Source organism: Hyphomicrobium sp. CS1GBMeth3, assembly GCF_900117455.1.
Classification (GTDB): domain Bacteria; phylum Pseudomonadota; class Alphaproteobacteria; order Rhizobiales; family Hyphomicrobiaceae; genus Hyphomicrobium_C.
Genome location: NZ_FPHO01000003.1, coordinates 85,628 through 101,927 on the forward strand (window position 1 = coordinate 85,628; position 16,300 = coordinate 101,927).

Below are 16,300 nucleotides of genomic sequence, written 5' to 3' on the forward strand. Positions count from 1 at the left end.
CAGTCTAAATCGGCTATCGGGGAAGCCATCGCGATGGGTATTTCGGGAGATTTCCGTGAAGTCGGTCGGGCAGCGCGCTTCGAACGGTTTGATCAGTGGACGCGATCCGTCCTCTGCAGGATATCTCATCCGCCACACGGTTCACGCCCTGTCGATCGCAATCATGTCCGGCGGTCTGTTCTGGCTCGTCTGGATCTACGGTAACGGGCTGCGCGATGCACGCTATCTCGATGGCTGGATCCTCGCGGGCGGCATGGGCTTGCAGCTCTACTTCCACATCGCCATCAAGTCAGCCAGGATGTCGCCGAAATCAGCCACGCGCTGGCGGAAAACACATATTTTTCTCGGATATGTGCTGATCGCCGCCTTCGTCTCCCATTCGGATTTCTCGCTCCCCGATACCGGCTTCGAGTGGGCGTTGTGGGCGAGCTTTGTCCTGGTGACGCTGAGCGGCATCTTCGGCGCCTATCTCTCCTGGTCGCTGAAGGCCAAGCGGCGGATCGACGAAGGCCTCAACCACGATCGCATCCCCGCCCTTCGCGCCGAGCTGGCACGGGATATCCACGCCGCAGTCGTCGAGATCGATCCAGCCGTCGATCAGATCGCTTTACCGGGACTGCCGGCGCTGCCCCATGACGCCTGGATCATGGACCTCTATATCGCTGACCTGCGCGATTATTTTCAGAGGCCCCGCAATTTCGCCGCCCATCTCATCGGATCGCAACGCCCCCTCAAGCGGCTGACAGACGAGATCGATCATCTGTCACGCTATGTCGACCAGCAGGGCCAGGAGAAGCTAATCACCATCAGGAACCTGGTGATCGAGAAAGACCGGCTCGATTTCGCGCACGTCTATCTAGGGCTCAACAAGGCCTGGCTGTTCGTGCACGTGCCTGTCACCTACGCGCTGGTCGCGATGACGGTTCTGCACGTCCTCGTCGTCTATGCCTTTTCATCGGGGGCCTGGTGATGAGACCGCTAGGATTACGGCGCGACCGTATCGCAGCGATGCTAGCGTTTAGCACCGTTGTCTGCCTGGGCGCGGCTTTGTTTCTCTCTAAAGGCACGGAGTTTCTGATGCCCGGGCCGCTCGCGAGCGCGCACGGAGCGATCGAGAATTGTAGTGCCTGCCACACTAAGAGCGGCAGCGGCAAATTGAGCTGGATTCACGGTCTCGCCCCCGGCGATCCGCTCGCCGACAGCAAAGCCTGTCTCACGTGCCACAAAATGCCAGACACGGCCTTTAATGCGCACGGCACGTCGGCAGCGGCTCTGACCCAGAGCACGAACCGGCTAACAAAGATTTCCCGGGAGATACCCCAGCCGCAATCGGCCCGTGCGCAGAGCGTGGCCTTTCCGACGCACGACATGGTCTCAGGCGGGCTCGCGTGTGCGACCTGCCATCAGGAGCATCAGGGCGCAAATTTCAAACTCAACGAGATCACCAACGAGCAATGCCGCTCTTGCCACGTCATGAAGTTCGACAGCTTCGACGGCAACCACCCAAAGTTCGATAATTACCCGTTCAAGCAGCGCACGCGGATCGTCTATGACCACGCCGGTCACTTCGGCAAGCACTACCCGGAGGTGGCGAAGAAGGATCCGGCGAAGCGCATCCCAGAAACCTGCTCGACATGCCACACCAGCAGCCTCGACAAACGGATCATGGCTGTCACCTCGTTCGACAAGACGTGCGCCACCTGCCACCTCGGCCAGATCGTGGGCAAGGAGCGGGCCACCGGCCCGAAAGGAATTGCGTTCCTGTCCCTGCCCGGGCTCGACCTCGAAACGCTGAAGAAGAAGAATGCCGCGATCGGCGAATGGCCAGAGGAGTCCGAGGCCGAGCTTACGCCCTTCATGAAGGTGATGATCGGCCGCAACACTCAAGGGCGCGCTCTGATCAAGGCCGTCGACAAGCTGAACCTGCAGGATCTGGCCAAAGCAAGCGACGATCAGATCACCGCGGTGACAAATCTAGCATGGGAGATCAAGCGGCTCTTTCATGCACTGATCTCCGGGAAAGCATCGGACGTTCTGGGCGACCTCAATATTGTCAGCGGCGCGAAGCTGAGCACGAGCCTCGTTGCCGACCTCACGGCCAACATTCCGCGCGACGTGATCATCAGCGCGCATCAACAGTGGCTACCCAATCTCGCAAAGGAAATCACCAATGGCCCGATCACAACGGACAAGAAGCCCGTCGCCGATGAACAGGACCAAGGCGGTTCGCCCCCTGCACGCGTGGAGGCGACCGTGGCCGGACCGGACTCGGCCGAGGAGCCGCCCGATGCGGATGCGCCCGAGGAATCCCAGACGCAGGACCAGCAAGCTTCAGCGAGCGACGACGCAACAAGCGTTGTCAAACGCGATCCGCTCCCTTGCCTCGTGCACCTGTTCGGCCAGTGTCTGATGTATAAGGAAGCGGCGCAACCAGCCCCGCCCGCAGCCGCGCCGTCCGCCAGCGCGCTGCCCGAACCGATGAGAGCAGGCCTCAAGGGCACCGAGGCGCTGGAAGTGGCAGAAGCATCGTCTGAAAAGCCACCGGCCAAGGCAGGAGAACAGTCCGACGATCTGCTCTTTCCCACGCAGGAAGAGCTTCGCGCGATGAAAGATCGCAACCAGGGCGGCCCCAAAACAGCCGATCCATCTTCTGGCGCCGCCTCGACACCGGCCGACGCTCCGGCGGCGTCGAGCGCTCCAGCCGAAAAGGTTCAACCGGCGGCCGCGCCCGTGATCACTATCGGCAGCGACGTGGACCCTGAAAGCTGGGCCGAGTACGGCGGCTGGTACCGGCAAGATTATGCGATCTACTACCGTCCGACGGGACATAAGGACAAATTCATCTACAGCTGGCTCTTTCTGACTGGTCCCCAGGCACCAAAAGGCGCCACCAGTCCGGTAGCAGCGGTCTTTGACTATCTCACGAGCAAGGACGCCCAGGGCTCATGCACCAAATGCCACAGCGTTGATGACATCCAAGGCAAGGGCCGCGTCGTCAATTTTTCCCCGCTCTCGATCGAGAGCAAGAAAGGACGCTTCACGCGTTTCATTCATGAGCCGCATTTCGGCATCATGGATGATCGCGGATGTCTGACCTGCCATAAGCTCGAAAAGGGCCGGCCCTATCTGAAGTGTTATGAGCAGGGCGACCCGCAGCGTTCTGCGTCGAATTTCGGCGCAGTGGGAAAGGATCTCTGCCAGACCTGCCACAGCGTCAACAAGGCGCGTCAGGACTGTCTCCTATGCCACAACTACCATGTGGACGGCGTGGTCACGCCGATCATGAAAACGAAACTCCCAACACAATAGCCTTTGATGGAAGTCGAGATCCGACGGATCATGCCTCATTCGCTTATCGCTTGGGATACGCCGTGAACACGGAGTCCTTCGCCTCGACCAGCGTATGACACGCGTGCGGCGGCGGCGCATCCGAATGGATTGAACGGCTTGCGCTGCTCGTTCCTTCATCGTCGTGCATTCCAGCCACACTCGGTAGAACGAAGCGACAAAGAAAGAATGAGCGCTTCGCGGCGCGCAGTCCTCGGTTTACGAACAAATCCGCGCATTGGCCGTCATGCGCAGCGACCTGCGCGACATTGGATTTCGACATGAGAGGCAGCAACCCGATAGTCACGGTCGCCGTGATCGCTGCGATGCAAAGCGGATGCGCGTCCACGGGTTCGCCTTTGGGAGGATCCGCCTCCGTGGCGGCCCCGCCGAACCACCGCCAGCTCATCGCGGCCAAGCTCCGGCAGTGGGAGGACGTTTCGACTATTCACTCGGCTCGAATTACTGCGCCGCACCAGAGGTTCGTTGGGCTGCAGAACGGCGGCACGAGACCGACCGTATGCGTAGAGCTCGGGATGCCCAATCCGATCGGAGTGCTTGGTAGAACTTTTTACGTTTTCTTTTTCGATAACGGTCAGGTCGATGGAACCAAGGTGATAGGAGCATTCGCTACCTGTTTCGATCAGCCCCTGGCGAGATTCGCGGAACTCGTCCCCACAAGCTGACCACACACCCGGGGATCCCGACGCGCTTTCCCCCTAATCCACCGCCGGCTCGACCTGGGTGATCGAACCGAGCACCTGCTTCAGGAGATCCGCATCGCGCACACTCGCCATCTCGCGCAGCTCGGCTCTTGAATAGCCGCCGACATCGTCCGACAGCAGCGGCGCGATCTGATCCGCGTCGAACGGGCACCTCTTGAACACGAACGGCGGCAGGTCCGGCAATCGCTCCGCGCTGTCGCCGTCGCCGAGCGTCAGCATCGCCACCCGATGGGCGCTGAGCACCGTCACCTTCGCGCGGTCCAGCTTCGCCTCCCTCACGTCCGTGACGTGATTGACGTGCGTCACACAGTTGTCGATCGCCGTTGAGGCATCGAATGTGCACGCGCCGTGCTTGTAGCGCAGAAACCGCGCCCGCTTTTGCGTATTCCAGTGACGCTTATCGAGCAGGTAACCGGAAAATTCACCGCTCTCCGACTGGTGCAGTATGTCAAAGGCGCAGGCTGCGGAACCGAACCCCGGCCTCTCCAGGGCGTAGAACCCCGAGAAGGGATAAGGGTCGGCGGCCGCCGCATCGGCAAGCATCTGGCCGGCAACGATCAAGCAAACTCGCAGCTTCATGTCTCCCTCGGATCTCCATTAGCGCTTCGCGCGCGCTGTGACGGGTGGGCAACGCATCGGCCGAGCCGCCCCGATGAAACAGAGTTACAGATTGCTTTCGGCGATCCAATCCTTTATAAGTTATCCAAATACTTATGTTTTTTAATTGATATCTATTTGGTACCTTCATGCGGCGACTTCTTGCGACATCCGTATTTTTATTCTTGTGGGTTTACAGCCCCAGGTCCCTCGCTGCTCATGCGCGAGAAAACCAAAAGGCCTAGCGGCCGCGCAATCCGAGCCTCACAAAAAAGACAGCCGCCAGCGCGGGGATCCACGCGGACGGCTGGATCAAACAACAGCAACGGAAACCTCAATCGTCGATGTAGGCGACGTGTTTCCGGGAGCTGTGCGACCGCGACGGCTCCTCCTTCTTCGCCATTCGCTTCTTCGACGGCTTGCTGGCATAGCGCTGCTTCACGCTGCGCTTGCTGGCGACATGAGACTTGGCCGACGGCCTTTTGGCGTATTTCTTCCGGACGGCAGGTTTATCTGCGATCCGCGTTTTACTCTGGTACTTCTTAGCGACGGACTTCGACTTGATCATCCCGGCATCGGCGAGCGCACCGAGGCAGCGGGAGGAAAGCCGAGGACCGACGTCCCGCATGCACTTGCGCACGCCGGGCGTCCCCACCGCATGATGGCTGCAGTGGGCAAAGTAGTCGTCCTTGCAGGCGAGCTTGACCGAGAGGCTGACGGCAAGAGCGTGGCTTGTTGAGAACGCGAGCGCGACGATAGCGAGTATTGTGGCCTTCATGGGATGTCCTCCGTAGCGCCAAAGTATTTCAACAGATTCTCGCGGCGCTGACGAAGGTTTTCGTGCACTTTCAGGGAGCTGAAAGCTTGCGTGAAACTTGCCGCGCAGCTTCTCGCCGAAGTCAAATCGGACACGATGGCGCCGCGCCAGGCGCAGCCCGACACGCGCAGTGGCCATCGCATCGATACATTTGCGAGCAAGTATAAGGGGATGAATCGCGCGGCATCGCATTGCCTGGAAGGCGGAGGGAGCAGCGCCCGGCGCGACGAATGAGGGGGGACGAAGAATGGCGCAAGCACTGCAATGGATCCGTGATCACGACGACCGACTGTCCTTCGTCGTGCTCTATATTGGGGGCGCCATCGCGCTCAGCGTCTGGCTCAACCTGTTCTGGGTCATCATGCTGATGCTCGGGCACTTCGCGCTCGAGATTGCCCGCGGCTATCTGTTGGACGCCAAACGACCCCTCACCCGCGCCCTGTGGGAGGTCAAGCTCGATATCGCGCTGGTGCTGTTCGCCCTCGTCGTGGCGCTCTATTCGGAGTTGGTCCTTGGGCTGCTCGGCCTCGGACAGGCCGCGCGCGCGGGGCAGGCGGTGCGCGGCTTGCAAGCAGCAACACGCTTCGGCGTCATCGAGCGCGCCCTGCGCATCGTGGTTCTCACCGCCGACGACGCGTTGCGCCTCGTACAGGCCGCCATGAAGTTCCGCAACCGATCCGCCGAACAGGCTACCCCCACCAGCGCACCGATCGCAGCGCCACAGGACGATACAGATGACTCGATCGGCGCGGGCGACATCGCGAGCCTCGCCTTCGGCGCCCTTTGCCTGCTCCTGATCCTGCTCGCACCCCAGTTCACCGAGTCGACGCCCGACGACATCGCCAACCAGCTATTGCAGGAGATCAGCCCGCACCGCTGAGAGCCGAAGCTCAAGAGCCGCCGAACAGGCGCATGAATGCCTCCACCATGGCGCGGTCATGATATTCGTCCGCGCGCACGATGCGCCCGTCGCGCAACTGCATCACCATGCGGAACCGCCCACTCAGGATCTCGCCGCTCGCATTGTGGCGGTACATGAACTCGACACGGAACCGCACAGTGTCGCCGCGGACGTTATAGTTGTAGGGGCGGAAAACGAGATACCGGAACTGTCGCCGGGCCTCGCGCAGCGCCGCTTCGACACTATCGCGCCCGACCGACTCGCCCGCGAACGGCAGCGCCTCCTGCGAGATGTAGAGCGCATAAACGCAGTCGTCGGCGACGAAGCGCATGGCCGCGTCGACGTCGTTCTTTATCCACGCTTCGAAAAAGCGCTTTACGGTGTTCTCGGCTCCCGCGCTGTCCATCCACCCCTCGGGACGCAGCCACATCCCAAGAACGATAGTCCGTCGACAAACTGTCGAAAAGGGTGAAGGTGCGAGGCAGCACGCCGCAGGGGAGCCAAGGGGGACTGCCCGCCCGGAGCTCAATTACATGCGAACTTGGTCGTCGCCGACGACGGCTTTCACGGATTCAGGAGACGGCTTGACCGCCGCCGCAGCCGGCTTTGGGCCAACTACCGGCACCGCGGGCGCAGGTTTTCTAGCAGGCAGGCCGGCGACCGCCGCGCGGATCGACTGCGCGAGTAGTCGACCGAGGCAATCATAGGACTTGTCGTTGAGATGGAACTGATCCGGCGACAGCAGCGTCGCCGTCGTGAACTGAGCGCTCTCGATCAGATGCTTCATGATGGCGAAACGCTTGACCACGGGCACGCTGAACTCGGCAGCCACATCGCGCATGCTGGCGACGTAGAGTGGGCCGTTCTTGAGCTTGGCAAAGCGAGGATAGAACTGGTGATCGATCAGCAGGACGTCGGCGCCGAGCTTGCGGAAGCGTTCAATTCCGGTGCGAAGCTGCTGCTTGTAGGTATCGATCGGAACGCCACGGATGGCGTCATTGACACCCGTCTGCCAGATCACGAGTTCCGGTGTGTGCGGGGCCACATCCTTGTCGATGCGAGACAGCATCTGACGTGCAAGCTGCCCGGGAACACCCGCATTGAAAACGCGAACATCGCTATCCGGCCAAACAGCGCGTAGCTCCCGTTCGAGCCGCGCCGGATAGGTGTGCTCGCGGCTCGTCGCGCCAGTACCGGACGTGCTGGAGGAGCCGAGCGCAACGATACGGATCGGTGCCTGTGATTGAGCCGCGGCCACCAGTTTCGGGAGCGGCGCCTCGAGCTTGACGAGGTCAGACGGCGCTGTGCAGCCGTCGGCCAGGGCCGACTGGGGTTGCAATAGATTGAACAACGTTAGTGCGAGCGCGCCACCTAGGAGGCGAGCGCGGGAGTGGATCGGGCGGACCGCGATATCCCGCGGAGCTCTTTTCGACGCGACATCTGCCATGCTGTCACACTCATGATCGCGATGCCGAGAGAATTGACCGCAAACATCGCCACTTGGTTGGATCCTAGCTCGGTCAGCGCTATCCAACCTAAAAATGACAGAAGTGTGCCTAACGAAAAGATTTCAAGCGAGTGTTTGCCGCAGGTTTGCACGACCTGGGCCCAACGTTGCTTCAACCACGCTGCATTTGCGGGCACCAGCGCGGCCACCACGCAGGCCAGCGCGACAGCATGCAGCAGGCGCCATACCGAGAGATCATGCTTGCTCATCGACTCCGCGAACTCGCGCGACAGCAGACGACCATCCGGCAGCCAGGAGTATGACACCCACGGAGCCACTGCCATGAACGCGAACAGCAAATAAGCGCCGCCCACGGAAAGCACGAGTGCGCGCGGCGGCATCACCTCCATACGGCGCACGAGCACGGACGCCGCCGCACCTGTCGTAAAGAGGAGCTGCCAAGCGAAAGGATTGAAGAACCAACCCCCTTCGCGGTGATGAGCCGGCAGGTTAATGCTTGCAAGATTAGCGATCAGCCAGATTGCAACCGAGATCCCGAGCGCGAGCATCACGCTCTTGCGCAACAGCATCAGGACCACCGGCAGCCAGAACATCAGCACGACGTACATCGGCAGGATGTTCATCTGGTTGGGTTGGTAGAACAGCACCATCGCCGAGCCGAGCGTGCGCAACGGATCCGTGGCAAGCGCGCCGATGTCGATGTTGTGCACATAGGCCGGGTTCTGAAAAACGCGCGCGGCCCCATAAAGCAGAATGGCCGAGGCGATGAACACGATGATGTGCCAGACGTAGATCTCGCTCGCTCGACGACTGGCGCGTGCGAAGGCCCCGCTAAAATCACCTCGTTCGGTCATCGACCAGTAGGCGAGGCCAGCGGAATAGCCCGCGAGCAACACGAACACCTCGCTCGCGTCCGCAAACCCGAAGTTATGAAGCGTCGCCTTGGCCCAGCTGTTGTCGGGAATGTGGTCCACGAAGATGAAGATGAGCGCCAAGCCGCGGAAGAAATCAATCCGCAGATCCCGCTCTTTGTGCCGGCTCGTGCTCATGCGGTGCGAAGGTCCCCTGGTTAGTGCGATGCAGACACAAGATCCCCGTGACGATAAACGCAAGGACACGTCCTTGGTTTCAAATTTTACTAAACCAAAACGGTCCAGTAGTTGTCCTTATGTGGGAAGGCTTACGCCAGGTAAGATGAACGGCAGCAGAACGGCGGGACTCGCAAACGGCTTGGCCTTGGCCCATGGCAACGTTGGAAACGGGATAGGCATTGGCCTCGCACTTGGAATTGCGATGGGGCCAAACTTGGCTAGCCCCATGGCATTCTTGAGGCCGCAGCCAAGCAAAAACGTGACGTGTCAGGCTCGCGATCAACATGCAGGCAATGTGCTCAGCGATCAAGCTCGGCCAGAGCCAACTCGGCGACGCGAAGATCGACCTCGGCGCTGAGCCCATCCCCGATGCACCACGCCGCAGAAAGCCCCGTATAGGCGATGATCCACTCTAGCAGACGCGCGCGCTCGAGCCGCGCGTTCTCAGCCACGATCGCGAGGCGGCTGCGAAACCGCTCCGGCAACACGGCAACGCGATGCCAAGGCTCCTCCATGTCCGGGTTGCAGAACAGGTTGGCGTAATCGAACCCGCGATCGCCGATAAGGCGCTTAGGGTCTATCACCAGCCACCCACGCGAGCCGAAATCGAGAACATTGTCGTGGTGCACATCGCCGTGCAGAGGCCAGATCTCCCGCTGATTTGGCAACAACGTCTGCGCAATTTTTGCGCACCGCACGAGCACGCCGCCGACAGACGCCGCCATGGGCGCCAGGGCTTCAAACCAGATATCGAGCGGCACCAGCCCCTCGGGCAACGGTTTTGCGCGCGGCGCATGAAGCTTGCCGACGACCTCGCAGATAATGCGCGTCGCCTCGTCATCTCGACCGTTCCGCGCATAATGTGTGAGCGACCGCTCCCCCAACGCGCGCTCGAGAAGCAGCGCCGGGCCGCTCATGGCGAGCACGCGTGCAGCTCCCGAGCCGTCCCACCAATCCATCAGGAGACCGCCGTGCATTTCCTCGGGCTCGGTCGCAACCTTGAGCATGGCGGGCGCACCGCCCCGGCGCACCGGAAGCAGCCCCGCACGCGGCGTGAAGAAGGCCACGCCATCGGGGACAAGGCCCCACAGCGTGAGGTAATCATCGAACATCGGGATTCGCGAACTGGATCTACAGCACCGGCGTCGGCTGCTGAGCCGCCAGCCACTTGGCAACGACGCCTCGGTCGTGGAACTCGATGGCTCCGCAATTCTGGCAAACGATCATGAGCACATCGAGTGTCGAGCTGGAGGAGCAATCGGCAGTGGCACCGCGCTGACAACTCAGCGTGTGGACGTCGAGATCGCATTTCGAGCGAAAGCGCCCGCAAACGGCACAGCTCGTCAGATGTTTGCCGTACAGGAACTTGTCGACGTCAGCTTTGGTAATGGCACGGGTCTGCGTGTCGGTCATCACACCCACCCTCGGATCTCGGCGTTTCCTCGAACGTTGTTTTTTTGTTTACCTAAGAATAGTCCGTCGCCGCCCCACCGGCAAGGATCGGAACGCGGTGCAACGCAGCGCAAACAGGGGTTTCTGGGCACTAGACCAATCGCCGAGGCTTGAACCAAACGCGGGGTTCAGAGCGGGCTAGAGGTGCATGAGCCTCGCCAGAAGCTCCTTGCTTTCGCCACAGACAACCCGCATATACCGCAGGCCGGTGCGCTCCGAGGTGGATCGTACCCTCACGAAGATTGAATGAGAGAGCGTGCCACCGGCCGTTTGCCCCATTCCCGATTGACTGAGATCCTGGACGACGGCGTGCCGTCCGGGACTGGCTGAGATTTGCGCACGCGAGAAGGAATACCACTATGGATCGCATCACGGGCACCGTGAAGTTCTTCAACACCTCTAAGGGCTTTGGCTTCATCCAGCCCGAGGACGGTTCGAAGGACGTCTTCATTCACATCTCGGCGCTTGAGCGTGCCGGCATCAGCAGCGTCTACGAGGGCGACAAGCTCTCGTTCGTCCTCGAGGACGACCGCAAGGGCCGCGGCAAGCAGGCCGGCCAGGTCCAGCTCGCGTAAGCGACACGCGATCAAGATCCGATTGGATCAGAAAGCCGCCGGTCCCTGCCGGCGGCTTTCGGCTTTCTCAGGAAGGGCTCAAGCCTCCTGGAATCGCGCCAGCCAGACTGTATGGCCGCCACACGTCGCATCCTCGGCGACGTAGCTCAGCACCTTGAAGCCGTTCGCATCGAGCAGGGCCTCGTACACCGCCGGATCGAGGCTCGCGTGATAGAGGTCTTCGCCTCGATACGAGCCTATGGCTTCGCCAGCCGAAGGACCGCTCGTGAACATCAGTGCCGTACCGGCCTTGGCGTGCTGCCGAAAGACCGCGAACATGGCACGCTGATCGTTGGGGCTGAGGTGGAAGAAGCTATTCCAGGCAAGGATCCCGCCGAAGCGGACACCGAGATCCAGCCGCCGCATGTCCGATACGATCCAGTCATGACCTGGAAAGCGCTCGGCACAGAGCCCGATCAGGGAGGGCGCCGAATCCACGCCCGTGACCCGGTGTCCCTTGGCGATGAAATAGCGAGCAATGGGGTCGCCCGATCCGCACCCGAGGTCGAGCACCGACGCGCCAAGGCCAGCGACGCCACGGAACTGGTCCAGCCAGCTCTGCTCGAAGAGTGATCTTCCCCGGTCGGCATCGAACGCCTCGGCATGGCGTTCGTAGAGATCGATAATGGTTCTCGAAGACGGATGCATCGGAGCACTGTCGGCGAGAAACCAGCTCCGAGCCAAGGGTTGCAGAAGCCTCCGCGCGGGCCGCACGCCCTGCGACACCGTCCCGACACCGCGTCCTTGACTTCGCACCCGCAGCATGAGAGAAGCCCCACAACGCTCGTAATCATCGGGCGTATCAGGCGCTCCAGCCGCGTGAAGGGACTTGTATCGGGTCGCATTCGACCCAGTTTCGTCCCCCTGTTGAGCGCCGCGAGATTTCCCCCATCCGACAGCCCAGGCCACGCGGGGCGTCATAGAAGCGTAGCGTTGCCCGGCACATATGCGCGGGCCGCTTGCCGCTACGCGCGGCAATTTAGAGAAAGATCACCCTTTGACATCGTTTTCCGACCTTGGCCTCGCCGCGCCAATCCTGAAGGCCCTCGACGGCGAAGGCTATAAGGCCCCCACACCCATTCAGGCGAAAGCCATTCAGCCCGTCCTCGAAGGACGCGACCTGCTCGGCATCGCCCAAACCGGCACCGGCAAGACGGCAGCCTTCGCACTGCCGATCCTGCACCGGCTGGCGGAGAACCGCCGCCCGGCCCCGCGCAAGGGCTGCCGCGCACTCGTCCTCTCGCCGACACGCGAGCTCGCGTCGCAGATCGGCGAAAGCTTCCGCGCCTACGGCCGCCATCTCGGCATCAGCGTCACCGTCATCTTTGGCGGCGTCGGCCATCGGCCGCAGATCCAGACGCTGGCACGCGGTGTCGACGTGCTGGTCGCAACCCCGGGGCGTCTGCTTGACCTCATGGATCAGCGCGCTGCCGACATCTCCGGCACCGAGATCTTCGTTCTCGACGAAGCCGACCAGATGCTCGACCTCGGCTTCGTGAAACCCATACGGCGCATCGTTTCCCAGATGTCGCATCGCCGCCAGAACCTGTTCTTCTCGGCAACCATGCCAACCGAGATCTCGGGCCTTGCGGGTGAGCTCCTGAGCAATCCCATCAAGGTGTCCGTAACGCCCGTCGCAACCACGGCTGAGCGCGTACGCCAGCGCGTGATCCATATCGAAGCCGGCAAAAAGCGCGCGCTGCTGACGGAGTTGCTCGCAGACCCCGAGATGACGCGCACGCTCGTATTCACGCGCACGAAACGTGGCGCCGATCGCGTTGCCCGCCACCTCGAGACCGGCGGCACCAAGGTTGCGGCTATTCACGGCAACAAGAGCCAGCGCCAGCGCGAAATCGCGCTCGACGATTTCAAGCACTCGCGCATCAACGTGCTTGTTGCAACCGACATTGCCGCCCGCGGCATCGACATCGATCTCGTGACGCACGTCGTGAACTACGAGCTGCCTGAGGTCCCGGAAGCCTACGTGCATCGCATCGGCCGCACGGCGCGCGCCGGCGCATCGGGCATCGCGATCTCGCTCTGCGACGCCGAGGAGCGCGACCAACTGCGCGCCATCGAGCGCCTGACGCGCCAGCAGATCCCGCACGAGGATCGCCGCAACGATCCAACGATCGTCGCCGAGCGTACGCCTCCCCACCGCGAGGACGGCCAGCGGGCAAGCGTCCCTCGCCGCGGCGGCGGGCGTGGCAGCGAGCAGAACCGTGCGCACCGCGGCGAGCCGCGCCGTAATGCACACGGCGAGCGCCATCCAGAGGGTCGGAACGGCCATGGAGAGCGCAGGCAACGCGCCGACGGCAATGGCACGGCGAATGGAAGCCACAACGGACACGGCGCACGCGACCGCCGTCCGGAGAACCGGACCCATGCTGCGGGCAACGGCCACGAGAACCGCAACGGACACGGTGAGCGTGATCATCGCGCAGACAATCGCCACCGGGCGAACGGCAACGGTAACGGACACAGCCCGGATCAGCCACGTCGACACGCGGAGCGCGGCGCGGATCGCAACAGCGGCGCCTCGCTGGAGGGCGTTGGCTTCCTGACCCGCCAGGGAGCCGCGCGCCGGCCGCGCGATGGTGGCGGCAATGGACGCCCGATGCGACCCGGCTTCGGCCGCCGCGACGCAGGCTGAGTTAAAGGCGCGATCCGCGCTCGCTCGACCATTCAATCTGAGCGCACGTCGGACCCGACGGTCCGACGTCGCGCCGCTTCTTTCGGAAAGGACGACCGATGGCACGCAAGAAACCCAACCCGAAAGCTGAGTTCGTGCTCTTCAATGTGACCTACGAAGACGGCTCTCAAACCTCCAACCGTCGCGTCCCCGGTGACATCCTGGGTGGCCTCGAAGGCGACGAGCCCGCGCGGGCTGCGATCGAAGCCCAGGACCGTGATATCGAAGAGCGCTCGGGCCGCACGCGCGGCGCGATCAAGTCGATCGCCCGCGCCTAGAACGAACGCCGCTCGGGCCTAATCGGCCCGCGCCTTCTTACGAAGGCCTCCTCAAGGATAGAGGCGCGCCTTCGACCACGGCAGCGAAACATCTGCGCGCCGGAACACCACGCGGTCATGCAGGCGGAACGGCCGGTCGTGCCAAAGCTCGATCTCGAGCGGCGTGACACGAAACCCAGACCAGTGCGGCGGGCGAGGAATTTCCCCAATGCCGAACTTGGCGGTGTACTGCGCGATCTTCTTTTCGAACGCGAGCCGGCTTTCGAGCGGCCGCGATTGATCCGACGCCCAGGCGCCGATCCGCGATAGCCGCGGGCGCGTCGCGAAGTAGTGATCGGCTTCCTCGGCGCCGACGCGTGTCACCAGCCCGCGCACACGCACCTGTCGCCTCAGCGACTTCCAATGGAATAACAGCGCGGCCTTTCCCGAAACTGCGAGCTCCTGCCCCTTGGCGCTCTCGAGGTTCGTGTAGAACACGAACCCGCGCCCCGGGTGCTGAGGACCATCGACGCCCTTGAGCAGCACCATGCGCACGTTCGGCAAGCCGTCGGGATCGACAGTGGCAACCGCCATCGCCGTCGGATCGTTGTTCTCGGTTGTCGTGGCTTCGAGAAGCCACGCCTCGAACACTGCGAACGGATCTTCCGCCTCGGCGAAGCCCTGTTCCGTATCAGTCTCTTGCTCGCTCACGCCACCCGCCTGCTGCGCCGCATAATCCGGCACGCCGCTTTAGCACCTTTTAACCACGACGGGCCACAATGATCCGGCAAGCCCCCCGCCGCGTCTCGGCCGGGCTGCGCGTTTGTCGTGTTTTGGAGTTGCCCGGTCATGCGTCACATTTCCGGTTTGGAGACCGTCGTTCTTGCCACTGCAACCGCTGCGATGCTGGTGGCCTATGTGTTCCTGGCAGGCAATCCGGTCTTTGCCGGAGAGCGTTCGTCCGAGTCCGCGCGCTGCACCTGTCCCGACACCGAGCGACGCAAATCCACCCGTCCCAAGTTTGCCGACTTCACGAACCCTCAGCTCGACGAAAGCGACGAGATCGCCGCCCTCGAAAGCATCCAGGTTGGGCTCACCCGCATGGACGATGGGGCTCCCTTCGTCTGGAAGCGGTCGAACGGCCGCCTGTCCGGCATCGTGCGCCCAACGAGTTCGTTCCGCAACGCCGAGGGCGCCCTCTGCCGCCACGTCGTGGTGCTCCTGACCACCGGATACAAGACCAGAACTGCGGAGGGAGTGGCCTGCCGCACGGCTGACCGCCGTTGGGTACTCGAAGGTTGAGCCACTGTGCCGCAACCGCGCCACACCCAATAGTACATTGAAAAATATCGTATTTATCGCATCTTCAGGCCGCTGCGCACGCCTGCTGGGCCACACCCGCCCGGCCGCGTCAAAATCATTGCGGGATGCAGCTCAGAGGCCATCTGGACCCGCATTCCCTTTTGTGTAGGATGCGCGCAAATTTCCGCACAAGGGATAGCGAGCACATGACCGAGACGGCGTCGGGAGCAGGACAACTTGCCGGCACATTTATGGCTGGCAAGCGCGGTCTCATCATGGGGGTCGCGAACAACCGCTCCATCGCCTGGGGCATCGCCAAAGCCGTCGTGGCGCAGGGTGCCGAGGTGGCGCTGACCTACCAGGGCGACGCTCTCAAGAAGCGGGTGGAACCGCTCGCAACCGAGCTCGGCTCGAAGCTGGTGCTGCCGTGCGACGTCGCCGACGCTGCCTCGATGGACGCGCTGTTTGCGGAGCTGAGCAAGACCTGGGGGCGCCTGGACTTCCTCGTCCACGCCATCGCCTTCTCGGACAAGAACGAGCTCGATGGCCGCTACGTCGATACCAGCGAGGCGAACTTCACCCAGACCATGCTGATCTCCTGCTTCTCGCTGACCGCGCTCGCCCAGCGCGCCGAGAAGCTGATGACCGACGGCGGCTCCATTATCACGCTGACCTACTACGGCGCCGAGAAGGTGATGCCCCATTACAATGTCATGGGCGTCGCCAAGGCCGCGCTCGAGGCCTCTGTCCGCTACCTGGCGGCCGACCTCGGCAAGAACAACATCCGCGTTAACGCCATTTCCGCCGGCCCCATCAAGACGCTTGCCGCCGCGGGCATCGCTGACTTCCGCTACATTTTACGCTGGAACGAGTATAATTCGCCGCTGCGGCGCACCGTAACCATCGAGGACGTCGGTGGAGCGGGCGTCTACCTCCTGTCGGACCTGTCGAAAGGCGTGACGGGCGAAGTCCACCATGTCGATGCCGGCTACCACGTGCAGGGCATGAAGAACGAGGACGCCCCCGACATCTCGGTCGTCAAGTCCGACTGACCTCC

19 protein-coding genes are annotated in these 16,300 nt (G+C 62.4%); 9 read left to right on the forward strand and 10 right to left on the reverse strand.

Annotation, left to right across the window (positions count from 1 at the left end):
* Positions 1–55: 55 nt before the first annotated feature.
* Positions 56–970 (forward strand): hypothetical protein, encoded by a 915-nt coding sequence (locus tag CS1GBM3_RS07720; protein WP_072394064.1) that lies wholly within the window; start codon positions 56–58, stop codon positions 968–970.
* A gap of 404 nt (positions 971–1,374) precedes the next feature.
* Here the strand turns inward: CS1GBM3_RS07720 and CS1GBM3_RS19490 are convergent, their stop codons facing one another.
* A complete protein-coding gene (locus tag CS1GBM3_RS19490) occupies positions 1,375–1,887 on the reverse strand; it encodes a hypothetical protein (RefSeq protein WP_139247843.1) in 513 nt (170 codons plus the stop codon).
* Here CS1GBM3_RS19490 and CS1GBM3_RS19495 point away from each other — a divergent pair.
* Positions 1,858–3,309, forward strand: a complete 1,452-nt coding sequence (locus CS1GBM3_RS19495; RefSeq protein WP_139247844.1) for a hypothetical protein — start codon at positions 1,858–1,860, stop codon at positions 3,307–3,309. The two genes, CS1GBM3_RS19490 and CS1GBM3_RS19495, sit on opposite strands and share 30 nt — an antisense overlap.
* 737 nt (positions 3,310–4,046) lie before the next feature.
* Here the strand turns inward: CS1GBM3_RS19495 and CS1GBM3_RS07735 are convergent.
* The gene (locus CS1GBM3_RS07735) at positions 4,047–4,631 is read right to left on the reverse strand and encodes a hypothetical protein (protein WP_072394072.1); all 585 of its coding nucleotides are present in this window, start codon (positions 4,629–4,631) and stop codon (positions 4,047–4,049) included.
* A gap of 352 nt (positions 4,632–4,983) precedes the next feature.
* Positions 4,984–5,427 (reverse strand): hypothetical protein, encoded by a 444-nt coding sequence (locus tag CS1GBM3_RS19930; RefSeq protein ID WP_072394075.1) that lies wholly within the window; start codon positions 5,425–5,427, stop codon positions 4,984–4,986.
* A gap of 90 nt (positions 5,428–5,517) precedes the next feature.
* Here CS1GBM3_RS19930 and CS1GBM3_RS07745 point away from each other — a divergent pair, with 90 nt between their 5' ends.
* Both CS1GBM3_RS07745 and CS1GBM3_RS07750 read left to right on the forward strand, forming a co-directional pair.
* The gene (locus CS1GBM3_RS07745; protein ID WP_072394078.1) at positions 5,518–5,700 is read left to right on the forward strand and encodes a hypothetical protein; all 183 of its coding nucleotides are present in this window, start codon (positions 5,518–5,520) and stop codon (positions 5,698–5,700) included.
* Between the two features lie 13 nt (positions 5,701–5,713).
* On the forward strand, positions 5,714–6,346 hold the full coding sequence (locus CS1GBM3_RS07750) for a hypothetical protein (protein WP_072394081.1): 633 nt from the start codon (positions 5,714–5,716) through the stop codon (positions 6,344–6,346).
* Between the two features lie 10 nt (positions 6,347–6,356).
* On the opposite strand, the gene CS1GBM3_RS07755 is transcribed toward CS1GBM3_RS07750, so the two are convergent.
* From CS1GBM3_RS07755 to CS1GBM3_RS07775, 5 genes are all read right to left on the reverse strand, one after another.
* Entirely contained in the window at positions 6,357–6,773 is a 417-nt protein-coding gene (locus tag CS1GBM3_RS07755) for a nuclear transport factor 2 family protein (protein WP_072394083.1), read from the reverse strand.
* 123 nt (positions 6,774–6,896) lie between these two features.
* A complete protein-coding gene (locus CS1GBM3_RS07760) occupies positions 6,897–7,718 on the reverse strand; it encodes an SGNH/GDSL hydrolase family protein (protein WP_072394086.1) in 822 nt (273 codons plus the stop codon).
* 20 nt (positions 7,719–7,738) lie between these two features.
* Positions 7,739–8,884, reverse strand: a complete 1,146-nt coding sequence (locus tag CS1GBM3_RS07765; RefSeq protein ID WP_072394091.1) for an OpgC family protein — start codon at positions 8,882–8,884, stop codon at positions 7,739–7,741.
* Between the two features lie 341 nt (positions 8,885–9,225).
* Positions 9,226–10,038 (reverse strand): aminoglycoside phosphotransferase family protein, encoded by an 813-nt coding sequence (locus tag CS1GBM3_RS07770; RefSeq protein ID WP_072394094.1) that lies wholly within the window; start codon positions 10,036–10,038, stop codon positions 9,226–9,228.
* Between the two features lie 19 nt (positions 10,039–10,057).
* On the reverse strand, positions 10,058–10,339 hold the full coding sequence (locus CS1GBM3_RS07775; RefSeq protein WP_072394097.1) for a hypothetical protein: 282 nt from the start codon (positions 10,337–10,339) through the stop codon (positions 10,058–10,060).
* A gap of 398 nt (positions 10,340–10,737) precedes the next feature.
* Between CS1GBM3_RS07775 and CS1GBM3_RS07780 the strand changes: the two genes are divergently transcribed.
* Complete coding sequence (locus tag CS1GBM3_RS07780; RefSeq protein WP_072394100.1) at positions 10,738–10,953, forward strand: cold-shock protein; 216 nt, start codon at positions 10,738–10,740, stop codon at positions 10,951–10,953.
* Between the two features lie 78 nt (positions 10,954–11,031).
* Here the strand turns inward: CS1GBM3_RS07780 and CS1GBM3_RS07785 are convergent, their stop codons facing one another.
* Positions 11,032–11,640, reverse strand: coding sequence for a class I SAM-dependent methyltransferase (locus CS1GBM3_RS07785; protein WP_072394103.1), 609 nt, complete (start codon positions 11,638–11,640; stop codon positions 11,032–11,034).
* Between the two features lie 349 nt (positions 11,641–11,989).
* On the opposite strand from CS1GBM3_RS07785, the gene CS1GBM3_RS07790 reads away from it, so the two are divergent.
* Both CS1GBM3_RS07790 and CS1GBM3_RS07795 read left to right on the forward strand, forming a co-directional pair.
* On the forward strand, positions 11,990–13,645 hold the full coding sequence (locus CS1GBM3_RS07790) for a DEAD/DEAH box helicase (protein ID WP_072397316.1): 1,656 nt from the start codon (positions 11,990–11,992) through the stop codon (positions 13,643–13,645).
* A 98-nt stretch (positions 13,646–13,743) separates the two neighbouring features.
* Positions 13,744–13,962 carry a hypothetical protein gene (locus CS1GBM3_RS07795; protein ID WP_072394106.1) on the forward strand — a complete coding sequence of 73 codons (219 nt, stop codon included), beginning with the start codon at positions 13,744–13,746 and terminating at the stop codon, positions 13,960–13,962.
* Between the two features lie 51 nt (positions 13,963–14,013).
* Here the strand turns inward: CS1GBM3_RS07795 and pdxH are convergent, their stop codons facing one another.
* Complete coding sequence (gene pdxH / locus CS1GBM3_RS07800; protein ID WP_072397317.1) at positions 14,014–14,652, reverse strand: pyridoxamine 5'-phosphate oxidase; 639 nt, start codon at positions 14,650–14,652, stop codon at positions 14,014–14,016.
* Between the two features lie 138 nt (positions 14,653–14,790).
* On the opposite strand from pdxH, the gene CS1GBM3_RS07805 reads away from it, so the two are divergent.
* Positions 14,791–15,243 carry a hypothetical protein gene (locus CS1GBM3_RS07805; protein ID WP_072394109.1) on the forward strand — a complete coding sequence of 151 codons (453 nt, stop codon included), beginning with the start codon at positions 14,791–14,793 and terminating at the stop codon, positions 15,241–15,243.
* Positions 15,244–15,449: 206 nt separating this feature from the next.
* Positions 15,450–16,295, forward strand: coding sequence for an enoyl-ACP reductase FabI (gene fabI, locus CS1GBM3_RS07810; protein WP_072394112.1), 846 nt, complete (start codon positions 15,450–15,452; stop codon positions 16,293–16,295).
* Positions 16,296–16,300: the final 5 nt, after the last annotated feature.